General features: G+C 41.6%; 20 protein-coding genes. 7 read left to right on the forward strand and 13 right to left on the reverse strand.

Annotated elements, in window-relative coordinates:
* The 4 genes from ACR2F3_RS11285 to gltX all read right to left on the reverse strand — a co-directional run.
* Positions 1-272, reverse strand: a 272-nt coding sequence (locus ACR2F3_RS11285) for a CHASE3 domain-containing protein (protein WP_432710079.1), incomplete at its 3' end; no start/stop codon positions are given.
* 6 nt (positions 273-278) lie between these two features.
* Positions 279-1,406: an ATP-binding response regulator gene (locus ACR2F3_RS11290; RefSeq protein ID WP_432710080.1), complete on the reverse strand. Its 1,128-nt coding sequence runs from the start codon at positions 1,404-1,406 to the stop codon at positions 279-281.
* 72 nt (positions 1,407-1,478) lie between these two features.
* Positions 1,479-2,318 carry a KPN_02809 family neutral zinc metallopeptidase gene (ypfJ, locus tag ACR2F3_RS11295; RefSeq protein ID WP_432710081.1) on the reverse strand — a complete coding sequence of 280 codons (840 nt, stop codon included), beginning with the start codon at positions 2,316-2,318 and terminating at the stop codon, positions 1,479-1,481.
* 5 nt (positions 2,319-2,323) lie between these two features.
* The gene (gene gltX / locus ACR2F3_RS11300; protein WP_432710082.1) at positions 2,324-3,835 is read right to left on the reverse strand and encodes a glutamate--tRNA ligase; all 1,512 of its coding nucleotides are present in this window, start codon (positions 3,833-3,835) and stop codon (positions 2,324-2,326) included.
* Between the two features lie 87 nt (positions 3,836-3,922).
* Between gltX and ACR2F3_RS11305 the strand changes: the two genes are divergently transcribed.
* From ACR2F3_RS11305 to ACR2F3_RS11330, 6 genes are all read left to right on the forward strand, one after another.
* Positions 3,923-5,176 carry a sensor histidine kinase gene (locus ACR2F3_RS11305; RefSeq protein ID WP_432710083.1) on the forward strand — a complete coding sequence of 418 codons (1,254 nt, stop codon included), beginning with the start codon at positions 3,923-3,925 and terminating at the stop codon, positions 5,174-5,176.
* Positions 5,115-5,630, forward strand: coding sequence for a DinB family protein (locus ACR2F3_RS11310; RefSeq protein WP_432710084.1), 516 nt, complete (start codon positions 5,115-5,117; stop codon positions 5,628-5,630). Before ACR2F3_RS11305 ends, ACR2F3_RS11310 begins: the two co-directional genes overlap by 62 nt.
* Positions 5,614-6,051 carry a hotdog fold thioesterase gene (locus ACR2F3_RS11315; RefSeq protein ID WP_432710085.1) on the forward strand — a complete coding sequence of 146 codons (438 nt, stop codon included), beginning with the start codon at positions 5,614-5,616 and terminating at the stop codon, positions 6,049-6,051. The genes ACR2F3_RS11310 and ACR2F3_RS11315 overlap by 17 nt, the downstream gene beginning before the upstream one ends.
* Before the next feature lie 97 nt (positions 6,052-6,148).
* Positions 6,149-6,517: a DUF6249 domain-containing protein gene (locus tag ACR2F3_RS11320; RefSeq protein WP_432710086.1), complete on the forward strand. Its 369-nt coding sequence runs from the start codon at positions 6,149-6,151 to the stop codon at positions 6,515-6,517.
* 23 nt (positions 6,518-6,540) lie between these two features.
* Positions 6,541-7,119, forward strand: a complete 579-nt coding sequence (locus ACR2F3_RS11325; protein ID WP_432710087.1) for an RNA polymerase sigma factor — start codon at positions 6,541-6,543, stop codon at positions 7,117-7,119.
* Positions 7,116-7,613 carry an anti-sigma factor family protein gene (locus ACR2F3_RS11330; RefSeq protein ID WP_432710088.1) on the forward strand — a complete coding sequence of 166 codons (498 nt, stop codon included), beginning with the start codon at positions 7,116-7,118 and terminating at the stop codon, positions 7,611-7,613. Before ACR2F3_RS11325 ends, ACR2F3_RS11330 begins: the two co-directional genes overlap by 4 nt.
* A gap of 51 nt (positions 7,614-7,664) precedes the next feature.
* On the opposite strand, the gene ACR2F3_RS11335 is transcribed toward ACR2F3_RS11330, so the two are convergent.
* The gene (locus ACR2F3_RS11335) at positions 7,665-8,225 is read right to left on the reverse strand and encodes a DUF2911 domain-containing protein (RefSeq protein WP_432710089.1); all 561 of its coding nucleotides are present in this window, start codon (positions 8,223-8,225) and stop codon (positions 7,665-7,667) included.
* A gap of 92 nt (positions 8,226-8,317) precedes the next feature.
* A complete protein-coding gene (locus ACR2F3_RS11340; protein ID WP_432710090.1) occupies positions 8,318-8,500 on the reverse strand; it encodes a hypothetical protein in 183 nt (60 codons plus the stop codon).
* Positions 8,501-8,877: 377 nt separating this feature from the next.
* On the opposite strand from ACR2F3_RS11340, the gene ACR2F3_RS11345 reads away from it, so the two are divergent.
* A complete protein-coding gene (locus ACR2F3_RS11345) occupies positions 8,878-11,469 on the forward strand; it encodes a phosphoenolpyruvate carboxylase (RefSeq protein ID WP_432710091.1) in 2,592 nt (863 codons plus the stop codon).
* Positions 11,470-11,537: 68 nt separating this feature from the next.
* On the opposite strand, the gene ACR2F3_RS11350 is transcribed toward ACR2F3_RS11345, so the two are convergent.
* The 7 genes from ACR2F3_RS11350 to ACR2F3_RS11380 all read right to left on the reverse strand — a co-directional run bounded on the left by ACR2F3_RS11350 (position 11,538) and on the right by ACR2F3_RS11380 (position 16,798).
* Complete coding sequence (locus ACR2F3_RS11350; protein ID WP_432710092.1) at positions 11,538-12,122, reverse strand: carboxymuconolactone decarboxylase family protein; 585 nt, start codon at positions 12,120-12,122, stop codon at positions 11,538-11,540.
* 73 nt (positions 12,123-12,195) lie between these two features.
* Positions 12,196-12,741, reverse strand: a complete 546-nt coding sequence (locus tag ACR2F3_RS11355; RefSeq protein ID WP_432710093.1) for a peroxiredoxin — start codon at positions 12,739-12,741, stop codon at positions 12,196-12,198.
* Positions 12,742-12,862: 121 nt separating this feature from the next.
* The gene (locus tag ACR2F3_RS11360) at positions 12,863-14,029 is read right to left on the reverse strand and encodes a hypothetical protein (protein ID WP_432710094.1); all 1,167 of its coding nucleotides are present in this window, start codon (positions 14,027-14,029) and stop codon (positions 12,863-12,865) included.
* Positions 14,030-14,056: 27 nt separating this feature from the next.
* Positions 14,057-14,884, reverse strand: a complete 828-nt coding sequence (gene ygiD, locus ACR2F3_RS11365) for a 4,5-DOPA dioxygenase extradiol (RefSeq protein ID WP_432710095.1) — start codon at positions 14,882-14,884, stop codon at positions 14,057-14,059.
* Positions 14,885-14,961: 77 nt separating this feature from the next.
* Entirely contained in the window at positions 14,962-15,768 is an 807-nt protein-coding gene (locus tag ACR2F3_RS11370; protein WP_432710096.1) for a hypothetical protein, read from the reverse strand.
* A gap of 12 nt (positions 15,769-15,780) precedes the next feature.
* Positions 15,781-16,311, reverse strand: a complete 531-nt coding sequence (locus ACR2F3_RS11375) for a heavy-metal-associated domain-containing protein (RefSeq protein WP_432710097.1) — start codon at positions 16,309-16,311, stop codon at positions 15,781-15,783.
* Positions 16,312-16,393: 82 nt separating this feature from the next.
* A complete protein-coding gene (locus ACR2F3_RS11380; protein WP_432710098.1) occupies positions 16,394-16,798 on the reverse strand; it encodes an HYC_CC_PP family protein in 405 nt (134 codons plus the stop codon).
* Between the last annotated feature and the right edge of the window lie 83 nt (positions 16,799-16,881).

The following is a 16,881-nucleotide window of genomic DNA, read 5'->3' on the forward strand; positions in this document are numbered from 1 at the left end:
ATGTCGACGATTAAATTATTTGAAAAACCACTTGGAATGCGTGATACATTCCCGCAACCTGTAAGTAAATAGCCACGCTGACCTGTTTCAGCATCTTTTACATTAGAGATGACACTATCTAATGTTGACAAAACTTCGTTGCTCTCTGCAACCAGGGAAGAACTCCTGATCAGGTTGGAAATACTCACATAAGAAGCTAGGGAACTTATAAACAGAACAATTAAAGAGAGGCCAAGTCCGACACGGAGATTCTTTTTTAAAGTTTTTTGCATAGAATTTTACGAATTGCTTTGGGGATGAGGGTCTAATGGGATGGTGAAATAAAACTCTGACCCTTCTCCTAATTTACTATTTACGCCTACCTGACCACCATGCCTTCTGATGATCTCGGCAGAAATATACAGACCTATTCCAAGGCCCTGAAACTGAATGGCTGTTTCTTCTACCCGGAAGAATTTTTCAAAAACACTTTCCTGTTGTGCCGTATCTATGCCGATTCCAAAATCCCGCACACCAACAAACACCTGCCCATTTCTTACTTCGGCAGTAATCCACGCCTCTTGAGTGCCTGGTGCATATTTGATTGCATTGGTTAAAAAATTGATGATCACCTGTTCGATCCGAATTTCATCGCCATACAAGGGAACAGGAATATTTCCCTTTTTAATAATTTTGAAGTCAGGATTGGACTGTTGAAATATCTCGATTACATTATCCAACAAGTCATCCATCTGAAAATGTTTCTTGTTAAATTTAAGCTTTCCACTTTCTATTTTGGAGATATCTAATAGATCTGCAATAAGATCATTCAATTTTTCAAGCTGCAATTGAGCCTTCATTAAATGTCTCTTTACTGTTGGAATATCACCTTTATCTACGCTGCGTTCTAATAGTTGAACATAGCCTTTAACACTAGTAAGTGGGGTTTTTAGTTCGTGACTTGCAATACTGATAAACTCATCCTTTTTATTCTCCGCTATTTTGCGGATTTCAATTTCATCGAGTAATGCTTTTTGCACTTCAATCAACTTTCGGCTTTGCTCATAGATACGGTAAAAGGTCTTAACCTTCAACAATAAAATATCCATGTCAACCGGTTTGGTGATATAATCTAAACCACCAGAAGAGTATCCTTTGGTAATGAACCGTGATTCAGTACTTATGGCCGATAAAAAGATAATGGCTGTTTCTTTGGCCTTACTGTATCCCGATATGGCTTCGGCAACTTCGAACCCATCCATTCCAGGCATTTGCACATCAAGAATGATTAAAACATATTCATTTTTAAGAACCTTCTTAAGTGCTTCCTCACCCGAAGAGGCGGTATCAACCTCGAAATTATGTACCTCTAGAACCTTTTTTAATGAAATCAGGTTTTCGGGTGTATCGTCTACTATTAGGATCATTTCTGAATATCGGTCCGGTAATTTTCTAAGATAGAAAATATACGAAGAGTATAAAAATTATTATTAATTTGATTAAAGATTTGCAGCAGTAAAGGTATCGCCCTGTTTAAAATCGCCGGTTTCAAACCCTTTTTTAAACCAGTACATCCTTTGGGCGGAAGTACCATGAGTAAAGGCATCTGGGACTACTTCACCCTGGGCCTGTTTCTGTAATTTATCATCACCAATGGCATTGGCAGCATTCAATGCTTCCTCGATATCGCCTTCCTCCAATCTGAAATCTTTAAGGTTTTGTGCATCATGAGCCCACAATCCGGCAAAAAAATCAGCTTGAAGCTCTAGCTTCACCGAAAGTTTGTTATATTCTACCTCACTAAGCTGCCGACGGTATTGGTCCATTTTGCTCGTAATACCCAATAAATTCTGCACATGGTGCCCCACCTCATGTGCAATCACATATGCCTGCGCAAAATCTCCGGCAGCACCAAAACGGTCCCTTAGTTCATTGTAAAAGGTGAGGTCGATATACACTTTATTGTCGCCGGGGCAATAAAATGGTCCTACAGCCGAACTTGCGTTCCCGCATGCCGACTGCACACTATTATCAAATAAAGTGAGTACAGGTTTTTCATATGTCAGGTTCATATTGGCAAACTGCTTTTCCCAAACCTGATTTGTTGATTCCAAAACGCCATCAACAAATTTTCCTTCAGCGTCAGTAGGTGTTCCAAGCGGCACCTGCTGTGAGGAGCCGGTTGTGGGTAACTGCCCCACTAAACCGGTTAAGTCTTTGCCAAACAGCAGGCCTAATACCACCACAATAATGCCGACGCCACCGCCAAGCATTTTGCCGCCACCACTCATTCCCCGTCGGTCTTCTATATTACCACTACCTTTACCGAACCATTGCATATTATCTAATTAAATGTTGAAAGCGCATTCATTATCCGTTTGGTAGTTTCAGTAACCCCTAATCGAATAGCAATATCAAATACACCAGGGCCAAATTTACCGCCCACTAACATTACCCTAAACGGTAGCATCAGCTCTCCAGGCTTCAGGTTAAATTGCAATGCCAATGTTTTAAACTGGGCTTCCAATTCTTCTGCAGACAATGCGGGATCCAATTCAGGAATAAAAGCCATAAAAAAAGCCGCTTTTTCAGGCGTCCATTTTGGCTTAACCGCTCCAAGGTCATATTCTTTAGGAGAAACAAAAAAGTATGCACTTTGTGTGACAAAATCCGTCAATAATTGGCAACGGTCTTTAACTAAATCAATTACACTATCTAACACCACAGGATCCGCAGGAACAGGGATATCATTTTTCACAAACAAAGCTTCTACCTGAGGCCTTAATTTTTCTGCGGGCGACGATTTTATCCATTCGTGGTTATACCACTTCGCTTTTTCAAAATCAAACTTCGCACCGGCTTTGCTAATTCGTTCTACAGAGAATCTTTCAATCAACTCCTCCATAGTAAAAATCTCCTTTTCGGTACCGTCGTTCCACCCTAGCATGGCAAGAAGGTTAACAAAGGCTTCAGGCATAAAACCAAGCTCTCTAAAGCCTTGTGTTAATTCACCCGTCCTTGGATCTGTCCAGTTCTGTGCATACACAGGAAAGCCAAGCCTGTCTCCGTCACGCTTGCTTAGTTTACCGTTACCGTCAGGTTTTAATATTAAAGGCAAATGTACCCATTGTGGCATTTCATCTGCCCAGCCTAAATAACGCCATAATAAAATGTGAATTGGCGCTGATGGCAACCATTCTTCGCCCCTAAAAATATGACTGATTTCCATGGCATGGTCATCTGCAACAACTGCCAGGTGATATGTAGGCATGCCATCGGCTTTTAGCAATACTTTATCATCAACCAAATTAGTGTCAAAAGTGACATGGCCCCTGATCATGTCAACAAAAGAGACCTGTTCATCCGCAGGAATCTTAATGCGTATTACGTAAGGAGTGTTTTTTTCCAAAAGATCCGTTACCTCTTCAGCACTTAAAGTCAAAGAATTGCGCAAGTGCATGCGGCTGGCCTGACCATATAAAAAATTGGGAAAGGCTTTACGTTGTGCATCCAGTTCTTCTGGGGTATCAAATGCATAATAGGCATGTCCTGAAGCAACTAAGCGATCTGCGTATTGCTTATAGGTGCCCTTACGCTCACTTTGATGATATGGGCCATAATCGCCACCCTTTTCAGGACTTTCGTCTGGCGTAATTCCACACCAGGCTAAACATGAATTAATATATTCTTCAGCACCAGGAACAAACCTTGTCTGATCGGTATCTTCTACCCTTAATATGAAGGTGCCTTTATGTTGTTTGGCAAATAAATAGTTGAACAACGCAGTACGTACACCCCCCAAATGAAGCCCGCCAGTAGGACTTGGCGCAAACCTTACTCTAACTTTCTTTTCCATAATCTTATTACAAATATATATTTTTTACAGTGTTACCGTTCTATTGATGCGTTATTGAATGCTTATTAGTAATTTGCCATCACAATTATGAACCCTTACGAAAAAAAGCGTCGCTGGAAATTATTTTTACTGGTCTTTGCTATCGTTATTGGCGCAGCATCCGTTATTTATAGTGATTTCTTTGTCAAAAAGATGGAGCAAGAAGAACGGATCCAATTCGAATTATGGGTAAAAGGTACTGAAAAATCTTCACAAGTCTTCGATGATGCCCTTTATGCCGACGTTCTAAATATGATTATCTCCAGCAGTAAGGTTCCGGTTATTTTAACAGATACAACCGGCACCATTATACAAACCTACCTGCGTCTGGACAGTACGAAGACAAATTATATGGATGCTTCTGCAACAGCCACTTACGACCCGGCTTATTTTCAGCGGGAACTGCGGCGCATGAAAGAACAACATGATCCCATGCCCATCAATTACATGGGAACCAAGATGCTCGTTTTTTATAAAGATTCATTTATCCTGACGCAACTGCGCTATTTCCCTTATATACAGCTAGGGGTAATCGGCCTGTTTCTGATTACGGCTTACGTAGCATTCAGTTCAGCCAGAAAATCAGAACAAGACCAGGTATGGGTAGGTATGGCCAAGGAAACAGCACACCAGCTGGGCACCCCCATATCTTCGCTCATGGCCTGGGTGGAACTTATGAAGTCGCGCTTTGATGCCGAAGACGACCCGCTGATTGCAGAGATGGAAAACGATATTAAACGGCTGGAGGTGGTTACCGACCGTTTCTCTAAAATCGGCTCCAAACCAGTGCTGGAAGACCATGTGGTATACCTGGTAATCAGCAATTTTATTGACTATTTTAAATTACGAACTTCCGACAAGATTAAGTTTACCATTACTGGCGACGAACAGGTGCGGGCTTTATTAAATGTTCCTTTATTTGATTGGGTGATAGAAAACCTGCTCAAAAATGCTGCGAATGCTATTTCAAATGAAGGTAGTATTACCGTAAATATCATTGAAAACCTTGCCAAGGAAGAAGTGTTTATTGATGTAAGTGATACCGGAAAAGGCATACAACGCTCAAAGTTTGATGCGGTTTTCCAGCCAGGCTATACTACCAGAAAACGTGGCTGGGGCCTGGGCCTATCATTAACACGACGTATTATAGAAAATTACCATAGCGGTGAAATATTTGTTAAAGAATCAGAAATTGGCAAGGGAACTACGTTTCGTATCATTTTAAAAAGCAGCATCACTTATGAACCGACCACAACCTCACGAATACCCGGAATGGGGAGCGCAATACATCAACCTGGTTGATCAGGATGATGTATTAGTGTTACTGGAAAAGCAAAGTCAGGAATTTCCTGAGTTCTTAAACAACTTCATTGAGAAAGCAGATTATGCGTATGCTCCAGGGAAATGGACCATTAAAGAATTAGCAGGACATATAGTAGACACAGAACGTATTTTGTGCTACCGTTTACTGTGTTTTGCGCGCGGAGAAACCAGCCCGCTTCCCGGTTTCGACGAAGACAAGTATGTTCAGAACGCCCATTTTTCTGACCGTAGCCTGCACAGCATAGGCGAGGAATTCTCCTTGTTACGCAGAGCTAACCAATTCCTTTTCAAATCATTAAACGAAACTGAGCTTAGCCGCAGCGGCGTAGCTTCTGGCAGGACAATTTCGGTTCGTGCAATTCTGTTTGTAATGGCCGGCCATATCATACACCACACAAAAATTATTAAAGAACGTTATGGCGATTTGGTTTAAACCGTTTACTCTTGAAGAGATCAATAACAGGCCCAAAAACCACATTGGTGCTTTGATAGGTATACAGTTTACGGAGTATGGCGACGACTTTATGGTTGGTACTATGCCTGTAGATGAAAGAACCCACCAGCCAGCGGGCATTTTGCATGGCGGCGCTTCGGTGGTGCTGGCGGAAAGCCTGGGAAGCATAGCCTCATACCTTTGTATAGACCCTGATAAATACCTTGCAGTAGGTCTTGAGGTAAATGCTAATCACCTTCGCCCAGTTAAAAGCGGCGTGGTTACCGGAACCTGTACCGCCTTGCATATCGGCGCTAAAACACATGTATGGGAGATAAAAATACGTACCGATAAAGGTAAGCTAAGTTGTGTAAGCCGCTTAACCGTTGCAATCATTCCAAAACCCAAAGACTTGGTGTAAAATTAATTAATTGTATGAAGGCGTGTAACCTGTATCGAAAAAGCTCCGTCTTATCAGCAAATACAATCAATTAATCAAACAATAAATACACCACATTATGGGTCCAGAATTAGTTTTTATCTTTTTAATTATTTGCGCAACAGCAATGGTGTTCGGCATCCGGTACATGTCAAACAAAGAGAAAATGGCAATGATAGAGCGGGGAATTGACCCCGGTGTAGCAAGAGCGCGGCCCACTGCTCCAATGCCTTTCCTAAGCTTAAAATTCGGCTTATTACTTGTTGGATTCGGCATTGGATTATTGATGGCTTTATTTATTACCAGGGGTTTAAGGTTAACTGATGATGAAAGTGTAGCTGTTTATTTTGGCAGCTTAAGCATATTTGGCGGCTTTGGGCTTATTATTTCCTACATGATCGAAAGAAAATGGATGGATTCACAACCGCAGCTTAATCAAGGTAGTTAGTTTCTTGTAAACGCCTCACTGATATGCAGCAGCAAACAGACCTGGAACTTATTGCAGAGATCCTTGCAGGTAATACCGCGTCGTACGCCCAACTGGTTAATCGCCACAAGCGGTTCGTGTTTACTATGGCCTTTAAATTTACTAAAAACAGGGAGGATGCAGAAGAGGTTGCCCAGGACGCTTTTGTAAAAGCCTATAAGGCCCTGGGCACCTTCAAACAAACCTCTAAGTTCAGCACCTGGCTCTACATTATTGTTTATACTACGGCGATGTCGCATTTGAGGAAGAAACGTTTACCCACAGATTCTATTGATGAGGAGAATTGCCATGTACAATTGCAGAATTCCATATCCAGCTACCGTTCAGACGGCGTGGAGAACACTTCCAAATATGCCTACCTTAACCTGGCCATCAGCCAGCTGCTGCCCGATGATGCCGCTATTATCTCTCTTTTTTACCAAGGAGAACAAAGCCTGGACGAAATTGCCGAAATCTTGAATATGGAAAGCAACACAGTCAAAGTCAAACTGCACCGCGCACGCATCAGGCTTAAAGACAAGTTGCAGTTGTTGTTAAAGGACGAAGTAAAAGAGTTATTATGAAAACGATGGAAGAACAAATTTGGGATTATATCGATGGTTTAACTACCGGCGAGGAACGAAGGTTACTGGAAGAGAAGATTGCAACAGATGCCCGGTACGCAGCGCAGTACAAGGCATTGCTGGCCGTTAACCAGCTGTTGCAGCAAACAGAACTCGAAGAGCCATCCATGTCATTTACCCGCAACTTGATGGCGCAGGTAGCACTTGAACCACAACCAATCGCTTTACATACTAAGGTTGATCAGCGTATCATTTATGGCATTGCTGCTATGTTTCTGTTTATCATCGTTGGTTTACTGTTTTACGCCCTAAGTAACAGCAACATATCCATGTCCATGGAGGAAATAACTGTACCGAACCTGCAGGTGAACATTGACATGAACTTCAGCAATTTGATGAATCCAATAGCATTGAAAGTGTTCTTTTGTGTTGATATACTGCTTGCCCTGATATACTTTGACCGGTTATTGAGAAGCCGGACATCAAACCCATAAACAAAAAAAATCCGCATCGGTTGATGCGGATTTTTTTTGTTTATCTGTATTCTACTTAAACTGTATTGGCAATGCTACCGAGGTTTTATCCCATGCGATATGCAAATTTGCGCCACCTGATTGCTCACTAAAATTCATAGACAAAGCTTCCACAGGTTCTGTTAATGGTTTAACAGGAACTTCCACACGTACAATGTCCATAGTTTGATCATAGGAGTAAGCGCCCCAACGATCTGTTTGTTTGTTGACAATCATAGTCCAGGTTTTCTCTCCGGGGATTGCAAATAAGCTGTATGAACCTGCTGGAATAGCTTTATTACCTATTGTTACCGGCTTGAAAAACCTAATATCCACGCTTTCGTTCGCGCCTAAACGGTCAACCTTACCATAAGGAACTAAAGCGCCATAAATCTCGCGTCCTTTTTTTGAAGGCCTGGAGTATACTACTTTTACCACTGGCGACGACTTATCCCCAGCTTTTACTTTAGCTGCATTTACCGGAAAATAAGCAATATCGGCCGGTGTGCCATCTAAGGCAGGAAACTTAACTTCCTGGGCATTTACGGCAAGGCCGAAAAAAGCAACCAGAACAAACAGACTTAGTTTTTTCATACGTTTACATTGTTTTGCTAGGTTAAGAATTAATCATAAGCTTTTAGGGCCTTTAAGCCACAAAGCGTATAACAGGTTCAAAAGAAAAATATTTAGTATTTACGTCCTTTAACAAGATTATGCAGGTATAAAGCTGAAATAATATAACCAATTATTCCACCTAGTATTGAATAGCCAAAACTTCCGGTAGTAATTGCTCCAACTAAAATTCCAAAAAACAGGCCTAATACATAATAAACCCAATCAAAACTTGCTTTATTTTCTTCGTTAGTCATATCATTAATTTGTTATCGCTCAAAGGTATTGAAATAATTTTAATTCGGAAGCGCTGAAATGCACTGCGTCATAAAATGAGAAATACAGCTATGTCGCAGGTGTCCAGGGCCTGAAGCTGTTATCCTCCCGTAAGCACATAATATAGTGTGGTTAAAAATAGAAAAAGTGACCAAGATCGCTTCTGAATCTGGTCACTTTTTCAAAAATTAACTTGATGCATTGGCAGCTGTTCAAACAACCAATTAATAAGTTTAGAATTATTTAACCTTAAGTGAGCAATATAATGAACTTTCTTTGAAACACAAATAATTTCCAACTGATATTACCCGTTTGTTAATCATTTTTGGTAGATTAAGCGCAAATTTCAGCCGATACTATGAACCAAAAACACAAAGCTACCGGACTTAAAGAATCTACTTTTAATAGCGAAGTCGTTTCCCGTTTCGAACTTTACAACAGTTTGTTTCTAACCTTACCATTTTATAAAATTAAGGATACAGGAACACTCCTGCCCCTATTTATAAAACACTGCGAAGAGGGCGTAAAGGCCAGGGAAACATCGGCGCAAATTATCGATTCATTTTTCAGCAAATACACTCACAATTTTACCAATAAGGACGTCATTGACCTATTGTTTAGGTTTATCCAATATATCGAACGCCAGGTGGTCCTTTTTGACGCGGTAGAAGATGCTTCGTTCAGTAAGCTCAATACCATGGACGACCAAAGTTCCCTGCACTCCTATCTTTCTAAGGGTGTAGACAATGAGGCACTGGGTAATAAGGTTAAACATTTAATTGAAGATTTTTCACTACGCCTGGTTTTGACGGCTCACCCTACACAGTTTTATCCGGGGAGTGTGTTATCAATCATAACTGATTTAACGGCCGCCTTAAAATCCAACAATATACTAAGGATCAACGAATTGCTGCAACAACTAGGTAAGACACCTTTTTTTAATAAAACGTCTCCGAGTCCTGTCGACGAAGCTTTTAGTCTGGCCTGGTACCTGGAAAACGTATTTTACTTCGCAGCAGCACAAATTCAGGAAGAAGTTGACCATACTTTGAACGAATTTCAGCTGGAGTCTAAGAAGATTATAGAGCTTGGATTCTGGCCTGGCGGCGACCGCGACGGAAATCCAAATGTACATGCCCAAGATACCTTGCAGGTAGCTAAAATGTTGCGCCAGATTCTATTCCGCTGTTATTACCGTGATTTCAGAAACCTAAAACGCCGCATTACCTTCCGGGGAGTGGAAGATACCATCGCCTTGGTGCAAGAAGTATTGTATAAAAATGCTTTTGACACCAATACAGCGTTTGAAAACATTTCCGAGACACTGATAGGCCATTTAGAAAATATTAAAACCACCCTGGTGGAAGATCACGATGGCCTGTTTGTAGGCATGGTTGATGACTTAATCAGAAAGGTAGACCTTTTTGGTTGCCATTTCGCTTCGCTTGACATCCGTCAGGATAGTCGTGTATTGCGCAATGTGCACGCCTTTTGCCGCCAATGCCGACCAATTATTTCCATGTATCCGGAAAACTATGGCGATTTAAGCGAAGTCGAAAAAATCAATTTACTCACCTTTAAAAGTGCAAAGGTGATTTACCCCGAAACCGATGATGAGCTGATTAAAGATACCCTTGAAACCATCAGCGAAATTAAAGCAATACAGAAAAGCAATGGTGAGCTGGCGGTTCACCGCTTCATTATCAGTAATTGCCAGCAAGCAAGTGATATTTTACAACTTATGGAGTTGTTTCTTTGGAATGGCTGGGAAGAGGAAAACCTGAACATTGATTTTGTGCCGTTATTTGAGACCGTTAATGACCTGGAAAGTGCCGATGAGATCATGAGGACGTTGTACAGTCATCCGTTTTACAAACGACACCTGGAGAAACGTGGCAACAAGCAGGATATTATGCTCGGATTTTCAGACAGCACCAAGGATGGTGGTTATTTAATGGCCAACTGGTCTATTTTCAACGCCAAGGTGGCCCTTACTGCAATAGCTAATGAGTACAACATCCGCCTGGCATTTTTCGATGGCCGTGGAGGCCCACCTGCAAGAGGCGGTGGTAAAACACACCGTTTCTACGCATCTATGGGAAAAGAAATCGCCAATAAAAATATACAGCTCACCATACAGGGACAAACCATCAGTTCACAATACGGCTCAATTGACAGTGCAGAATTTAACATGGCACAACTGATCAATGCGGGTATTTCATCAGGTATTCGTGAGAAACACAACGTGTTGTTGGATGAGGTAAATAAGACCTTATTGGATGAGATGGCCGACGACAGTTACGTCTCTTTCCTGGCATTGCGCCAGCACCCCCAGTTTATGAGTTATTTGCTTAAATTTTCTCCTTTAAGCCTGCTTTCTAAAATAAACATCAGCAGTCGCCCGGTAAAACGTAATTCTGGTGAACGCATGAAACTGGAAGACCTGCGCGCTATCGCCTTTGTTACTTCATGGGGCCAGCTTAAACAAAATGTCCCTGGCTTTTACGGTGTTGGTACCGCTTTAAAGAACCAGGAAATTGCTGGCAATTGGGATAAAGTGCAAAGGACCTATCATGAATCAGGTTACTTTAAAACCATCATTGATAACTGTATGATGTCAATGAGCAAATCGGACTTCAATATTACGGCGCATCTGGCCAACGATAAGGAATTTGGTGATTTCTGGAATATTTTACATGATGAGTTCGAATTATCGAAAACCATGCTTTTAAAATTGTCGGGACAAGCTTACCTCATGGAAAATTACCCCGTAGAACGCAGTTCAATCGCTATGCGGGAGAAAATCATACTTCCACTGGTTCTCATCCAACATTATGCGTTAAGTCATCTGAACGACCAGGAGCATACAGCACAAGAAGCTGAATCTTATGAAAAACTAGCCATCCGTACGGTGTACGGCATTGTAAACGCTGGACGAAATTCGGCATAGGCAAATAAAAAAGCCTGCTCATCATTCGGTAATACCGTAGATGAGCAGGCTTTTTTTTGTGAAGGAGACTAGTAAATGATTTTACCAGCTGAAGTAACGATTGATGCAATTCTAACCGCATCAAAGATTCTTTCTTCTGTTGCGCCTAAGCCAAGGATAGAATTCTCATGTGCATTAACACACATTTCACAACCATTAACAGCAGATACTGCAATGCTCATCAATTCAAAAAATTCTTTTCCAGTAACCGGGCTACTCATTAATTGCATGCGTACACGCGCAGGAATCTGTGTATATTTTTCTTTTCCGGTAAAGTGACGGAAACGGTAAAACACGTTGTTCAACGCTAAAAGGGAAGCACAACCAGCTGCTTCAGCAACTTCTTCTGCAGTAGCCTCTTTTGCTAATGCTTGCTTTTCAAAAAAGTTGGTTAAAACAGTATTATTATTATTCACTGCAATGCTTAAAGCAAGCAATGCACATTCTTTCTCTGATAAGTGAGCCGAAGTTAGTGTACTGGTGAAGTTAAGTTTTAAATCACGTACATATCTCGAGTTTCCGTTTTCTAAAAGCGTTAAACTTGCGTTTCTATAGTCGGCTTCAACTCCAACTATGGCTAATAATTCTTCTATTGTTTCTTTTACTGCACTCATGATATTGCTAATTTTAGGGTAAAAAAAATCCCTGCAAATATGCATTTCCAGGGATTTCTTATAATTAATAGAATTAAGCGCTTAGTGTTTCCTGACCTTTTTCCCAGTTACAAGGACAAAGTTCGTCAGTTTGTAAAGCATCAAGAACTCTGATTACTTCTGCTACGTTACGGCCTACACTTAAATCATTTACACTTACCCAACGAACGATACCTTGAGGATCGATAATGAAAGTTGCACGGTAAGCGATTTTTTCATTCGGCTCTAAAATATCTAAAGCCTCAGCAAGAGATTTTGAAGTGTCTGCTAACATAGGGAATTTCAAACCACGTAAATCATCGTGGTTGTTTCTCCACGCTAAGTGAACAAACTCTGAATCTGTTGATGCACCGATCAATTTTGTATCACGGTCACGGAATTCACCATAGTGGTTATTAAATTCAGCGATTTCAGTCGGGCATACAAAAGTAAAGTCCTTTGGCCACCAGAACATACATGTCCACTCGTTATTATCGTTAACTAAGGAGTCAGAAGTTAATGTTTCAAACTCTTTACCTTTTTCTAAACTTACTACTGCTGTCTTTGAAAATGATGGAAATTGTTGACCTATGTTTATCATAATTTTTTTAGTTTTTTTCTAATGCAAATGTACGGCTATATCTCCTTAATTACAACGAAACCTACCTTAATGTAAATACGAATATTCGATAGCCATATAGACAAAAACTATATTAAAGCTATTACTTTATAATCCGTCCGGTTTGGTCTACTTTCACATCGAATGGCTGTAGGTAATCATTCAGTAAAACACCTAGTTCCCGGCGGATAAGCAGGTGTTCTTCATCAAATGGCGACTTAAACTTATAGCTTTTCTGCCAGTTGCGGGAAACTTCCTTAGTCACTTGTGCCACTGATCTGTTGCTTAAGTAACAAATTAATGAAATAGTATGCTTCAAGCTTGTTGGAGCGTCGGCGTGATCTGCATACCAGATGGGTGTTTTATAAAATAGTGCCGTTAGCGGTTCCTTAATCTCCAGGAGTGATGCTGGATTTTCCGGTTGAAACAAAGCTTTTCCTTCAGCCAGTTTCACCGGCATCGTTCCTGTCAGCGAAATCACCTGCAGGGCACGCCAGTTAGAATCAGAGGGAATTACATCTGCCAACGGCACCAAAGCCTGTTTGTAATTTAGCAATTCGCCTTGTATGGCCTTTAAGTTTGCTTTGCTGGTTTTAGTTTTATAGAACGCGGCATAAGCCGCCAGAGCACCTCCGGCTTGTCCGGCAGCCATGCTGTGGCTCAGGTCCTTCAGTTCCACATAATTCTCCTGGCCGTCAACAAGTAGTTGCGAAAGGATCAACACGGTGGCATTTCCATTCACTGCGCTAAGGTAGTCGCCACTGGCCACACTGGTGCGGTAAAGTGTGTTGTCGTAAGTAAATGGCATCCAGTTAATCTGTTTGTCCACACTTACACCTGGTAATGCATCAGGTGCTGCATGAACAAGCACTTTTGCCTTTATAGTTTGCCCGTTATTTAAGCGTAAGGTCCAGCTACTGCCTGAGCGGCTAACTTTAGTATAGCTAAGATTCGGTAGAATCTGGAGGTTAGCCGTGCTGTCGGCCCATTTTTTTAAAACAGCACGCTGGTCAAGCAGGCGATCAGCCTGTTGACGCTTGCGGTATTCCGCAGCAATTCCTGACTCCAGGTTTTGTGAAGATGGTTTAATGTCAAAGCCTGACTCAGATAAAAGTATCGTTGTTTTCACGCCCGATACCGCCGATTGAAGGCCCGATGCCCAGGCCGCATTTCCGTTTCCTAATACCAGCACATCTGTTTTAAGGGTTTGTGCCTGTAACCCGCATGTGTAACCTAAATAGGCAACTAGACAAAGGAGGAATCTTTTCATAGTGTTGATTTACAACACAAATATAAACTATCCGATCCTTACTGAGGTCATCGTTAAAGAACCGCCAACAGCTTTATCATTAAAAAGTGTTACTTGTTCGTCGTCTTTTTTTAGTCCAAGGGTGTACAACAAAGGCAGGTAATGCTCTGGTGTCGGAATAGCCAGTCTTGCGGCATGGCCTAAGCGCTCAAAATGTATTAAATCATCGTGTTGACCGGCCAAAATTGAAGTTTTAAACCGATCATTGATGTCGAGCGCCCAATCAAAACCGCCACCGTTAATCATGCCCCAGTCCATCATGCGCAGATTGTGCACCATGTTACCACTTCCCATAATCAAAACGCCTCTTCTTCGCAGTGCCAACAACTCTCTGGCCAGCTCATAATGAGCCGCTGGCGATTTTGTATAATCCATGCTCAGCTGTAATACCGGGATGTTTGCCAATGGATACATGTGCCGAACAACCGTCCAGGCACCATGATCCAAACCCCAGTCATGATCCAGCCCTATCGAAGTTCCCTTTACCATTGCCGCTGTTTCAGCAGCCAGCTTCGGATCGCCTGGTGCCGGGTACTGCACATCATACAAGTCCTGGGGGAAACCTCCGAAATCATGAATAGTTTGTGGAAAGTCCATTGCCGTCACAAACGTACCCCTGGTAAACCAATGTGCAGAGACAACGATAACCGCTTTAGGCTGTGGAATATGGCTTGCCACTGCAGCCCACTCACGACTAAAGACATTGTTCTCAACGCCATTCATAGGCGATCCATGCCCGATAAATAATACCGGCATTAGCGTTTCCTGCTCAGGAAGCGTAGAAGACAAGTTTTTTATGGTTGATAAATCCGACATGATCGTTTATGATAGTACACCACAAAAATACAACTCACCAGCCCCTGCATCATTGATGTAGGGTAAGAAATACCCCGCTACTTGATCGCGTTAAAGAAATTAAACTCTACACGTGCCAGATACATGTTTTTATTGTACCGGTTGTCTATTGCACCCGCCAGCTGGAACCGATAGCCCAGGTCTATGCGTGTTCTGCTATTGATGATCACCTGCACGGCCGGCGCCAGGTCTACATACGATCTGCCATTAGCAGGGTTAGTTGCACCCAAGGCTTCCAGGTACACATTGAAATTCGGCTGGTTATAGTCTTTGTAAACCACAGGAAGTAACAGGTAACCTGAAGACAGGCTATAACCGATCAGCTGATCAGGTTGTGGTGCGCCCAATACCTGACGGGAATCCTTTTGAAAAGCTTTGTTGTATGTTACTGAAGCTGAAATTGCGAGCTTGTGCAATAACTGTGTGGCTATAATACCGGTATTAAAACCGCTGTTATCTCCTTCCAGGTTAATATCTTCGGTATAAACCGGGCGTTTACTGGTGCTGATCCGGCCAAATGCCGCCATACGGAAATGACTTTGAATATCGTCGGCTGAATAGAAACGATATTTCCCATATATGCTCCCTCCTTCCAGGCGGTAACGGCCATCCATATCAGAAGTAAAACCCTGTGCATGGAGCATAAAATTTTTATTGAAACCAAACATTACTTCCGCGATGCTGCGGCTCTTAAATTCGGGATTAACCATACCCTCGTTGGTAATACGAACGCCAATAGATTTGGCAGACATATTACTGGCGGGTTCTGTAAACACAAAAAGTTCCTGTGCCTGAATAGTATTGATGGCTCCAGCCATCAATACTATCATGATGATGTACTTCATATCAGGCTAATACTATATACTTAAATGATAGATACGTGTATTTTTGCCATTCACCATTCCCTTACCACTCGCATAAGTGGGTGTGTTGAACTTAGCCGCATTCTTTTTAAAAGCAGCCTGAGAAACAAAGTTTTTATCGAGAACAGTCGCTTTTACCGGTCCGTTTAACACTTTGTTTTTGGTGTTTAAAAAGCGGTAAGCCACATTGCCAGAACTGGCAATTCCCTTGTCGTCAACTTTTAACTGGCTAAAATCAAAGGTAGCTTCCAGCGCCCCCACAGAGAAACCCGCGTCTTCAACCTTCTTTTTAATAAGGTCCAGGTTTACAGGCTGTCCTTTTTTGAAAGATAATACAAAGAGATTTTTATTGAGATCAGGCTTTACGTCTGTGATAAAATCGAGGGTTCTCAATGATTTTTCAGTGGCTTTAGAACACATGGAACAGGTTAAACCCGTTACTTGTAAATCAACAGTGGTAATTTGTTGTGCAGATGCAGTGCCTGCAAACAGCAGGAATATAAATAGATTAAGAATCGTTTTCATGATAAATTAAATTGAAATGTTAAACATAGGATAGCCTGTGGCTTAAGCCAGTATCCTTAAATTTTAAAATAACATTCCTAATTTAATTCCGAAAAATGCAGTTCATAATATGCAGCGATATTTTTGAACTGAGCGGTGGGGCTTTATTTTCTACCTGACCAAAGAAGTTTGGTAGTAGTGACTGGATGAAATTAGCGATAATCGGTGTAATGAACAGCGTGATGCTAAAGTTTTTCGGCAAGTCAATCTTTTCACTGGACTGATGATGATCTGTAACTTTCGCCTCTACGGTTTCATTTTTACAGCAATTGTCATTCTTGGCCATCTCCTTGCCTTCCATCGCCTTACAAGCATTACATGCCGCCTGTTCGGTAAACCTTACAGAAGAAAGTTTACCACCACAAAAATGCAAACTCATGGCAATGCCTATTACACTCACTAGGTAAAAAGCACACAATCCAAAAGCTATTTTTTCCCGCATTTTCATCGTCGTTCCAAAATTAACAAATAAATTTTAATAAACACCAAGCTTCTACGGCTACATTTTTAAATTTGCCTATTAATTTGTTT

The organism is Pedobacter sp., from assembly GCF_045627485.1.
Classification (GTDB): domain Bacteria; phylum Bacteroidota; class Bacteroidia; order Sphingobacteriales; family Sphingobacteriaceae; genus Pedobacter.

Coding starts and splice junctions, on each gene's coding strand:
- ACR2F3_RS11305 (WP_432710083.1), top strand. CDS start 3,923: ATGAACCCTTACGAAAAAAAGCGTCGCTGGAAATTATTTTTACTGGTC.
- ACR2F3_RS11380 (WP_432710098.1), bottom strand. CDS start 16,798: ATGAAAATGCGGGAAAAAATAGCTTTTGGATTGTGTGCTTTTTACCTA.
- gltX (WP_432710082.1), bottom strand. CDS start 3,835: ATGGAAAAGAAAGTTAGAGTAAGGTTTGCGCCAAGTCCTACTGGCGGG.
- ACR2F3_RS11340 (WP_432710090.1), bottom strand. CDS start 8,500: ATGACTAACGAAGAAAATAAAGCAAGTTTTGATTGGGTTTATTATGTA.
- ACR2F3_RS11315 (WP_432710085.1), top strand. CDS start 5,614: ATGGCGATTTGGTTTAAACCGTTTACTCTTGAAGAGATCAATAACAGG.
- ACR2F3_RS11325 (WP_432710087.1), top strand. CDS start 6,541: ATGCAGCAGCAAACAGACCTGGAACTTATTGCAGAGATCCTTGCAGGT.
- ACR2F3_RS11370 (WP_432710096.1), bottom strand. CDS start 15,768: ATGAAGTACATCATCATGATAGTATTGATGGCTGGAGCCATCAATACT.
- ACR2F3_RS11375 (WP_432710097.1), bottom strand. CDS start 16,311: ATGAAAACGATTCTTAATCTATTTATATTCCTGCTGTTTGCAGGCACT.
- ACR2F3_RS11355 (WP_432710093.1), bottom strand. CDS start 12,741: ATGATAAACATAGGTCAACAATTTCCATCATTTTCAAAGACAGCAGTA.
- ACR2F3_RS11345 (WP_432710091.1), top strand. CDS start 8,878: ATGAACCAAAAACACAAAGCTACCGGACTTAAAGAATCTACTTTTAAT.
- ygiD (WP_432710095.1), bottom strand. CDS start 14,884: ATGTCGGATTTATCAACCATAAAAAACTTGTCTTCTACGCTTCCTGAG.
- ACR2F3_RS11320 (WP_432710086.1), top strand. CDS start 6,149: ATGGGTCCAGAATTAGTTTTTATCTTTTTAATTATTTGCGCAACAGCA.
- ACR2F3_RS11335 (WP_432710089.1), bottom strand. CDS start 8,225: ATGAAAAAACTAAGTCTGTTTGTTCTGGTTGCTTTTTTCGGCCTTGCC.
- ACR2F3_RS11310 (WP_432710084.1), top strand. CDS start 5,115: ATGAACCGACCACAACCTCACGAATACCCGGAATGGGGAGCGCAATAC.
- ACR2F3_RS11350 (WP_432710092.1), bottom strand. CDS start 12,122: ATGAGTGCAGTAAAAGAAACAATAGAAGAATTATTAGCCATAGTTGGA.
- ACR2F3_RS11330 (WP_432710088.1), top strand. CDS start 7,116: ATGAAAACGATGGAAGAACAAATTTGGGATTATATCGATGGTTTAACT.
- ACR2F3_RS11290 (WP_432710080.1), bottom strand. CDS start 1,406: ATGATCCTAATAGTAGACGATACACCCGAAAACCTGATTTCATTAAAA.
- ypfJ (WP_432710081.1), bottom strand. CDS start 2,318: ATGCAATGGTTCGGTAAAGGTAGTGGTAATATAGAAGACCGACGGGGA.
- ACR2F3_RS11360 (WP_432710094.1), bottom strand. CDS start 14,029: ATGAAAAGATTCCTCCTTTGTCTAGTTGCCTATTTAGGTTACACATGC.